Source organism: Peribacillus sp. NPDC060253, assembly GCF_042727425.1.
In the GTDB taxonomy this organism is placed as follows: Bacteria; Bacillota; Bacilli; order Bacillales; family DSM-1321; genus Peribacillus.
In genome coordinates, this window is record NZ_JBHXAS010000293.1 from 1 (window position 1) to 1,002 (window position 1,002).

At 73.7% G+C, this 1,002-nt stretch carries 3 protein-coding genes; all 3 read right to left on the minus strand.

Annotated elements, in window-relative coordinates; genetic code table 11:
• Positions 1 to 124: 124 nt before the first annotated feature.
• Entirely contained in the window at positions 125 to 400 is a 276-nt protein-coding gene (locus tag ACFWE9_RS27105) for a hypothetical protein (RefSeq protein ID WP_375988998.1), read from the minus strand.
• Positions 397 to 750, minus strand: coding sequence for a hypothetical protein (locus tag ACFWE9_RS27110; protein WP_375988995.1), 354 nt, complete (start codon positions 748 to 750; stop codon positions 397 to 399). The genes ACFWE9_RS27105 and ACFWE9_RS27110 overlap by 4 nt, the downstream gene beginning before the upstream one ends.
• Positions 747 to 1,002, minus strand: a 256-nt coding sequence (locus ACFWE9_RS27115) for a hypothetical protein (protein ID WP_377359701.1), incomplete at its 5' end; no start/stop codon positions are given. The genes ACFWE9_RS27110 and ACFWE9_RS27115, both read right to left, overlap by 4 nt.

Below are 1,002 nucleotides of genomic sequence, written 5' to 3' on the forward strand. Positions count from 1 at the left end.
GCCACCAGGCACTCGCCGACCTGGGCGTACCGGGGGGGTATTTCTTGCCGCCCCGCGGCCAGCTGCTCCGGGTGCCGGGTGCACAGGTAGCCGCTGGCCGCGCGGTCGCACAGCTCGCAGGTGTTCACGGGGTGGTGCTCTCCTTGGGCTCTGCGAGGGCGTCGCGCACCCGCGCGGCGGGGACCTGCGCGTGCGTCCAGTCGTACGGGGCGACGGCCGCGCGGACGCGCTCGATGGTGGCCTGCGCCTGCTCCAGCTCCTCGGCGAGGCGGTCGCGGTCGACCTCGATCTCCTTCGCCTTGGCCTTCCAAATGTCGCCGCGGCGCCAGCCCTTGGAGGCGTTCGCGTACAACTCGTCCAGGGCGTCGTCGGTGGTGGTGCTGGCGGTGTGGCGCTTCATGCCGTCCTCCGCTGGTGCTCGTAGTTCTTGCAGGTGTGGTCATGGGCGGCGCCGGCGGATGTCCACCAGCGCTCGCAGCAGGCGGCAGCCAGGGCCGCGTCGACCACCTCGCCCGTGATGGGCCGGAGGCCGCAGGGGCGGGCGGCCCGCTCGGCGCGCACCGCGGCCGCGCGGCGCTCGTTGGCGGCGACGTACTCTCGGCCCGCGGCGACGGCCAGCAGCAGGGAGACACCGAACAGGCCGATGGCGTACCACCAGGCGTCTGCGCGGGCGCTGGTGACGGAGCAGTGGCCGGCGAGGGCGGCGGCGGCCAGGTACAGCCATCGCAGGGCGCGGTCGGGGAGGGTCACGGCTGGGCTCCGTTCTGCTGGGCCTCAGTGAGGTTGCTGTCGGGCATCTGTCCGCGGCGCGCTCTGGCGTCGGCTTCGGCCATCCGCTTCAGTGCCCGCTCGATGACCACCGCCCGCACCTGCCCCGCGTACACGGTGGCGAGGAGATGCTCCGACCGAGGGGTGAGGACCTCGCGGGCGGTGGGACGACGCTGCGGGCTCACCGGACAGCCCTCTCGGTCAGCCGCTTGAGCGCATCGTCGACGGTGAAGC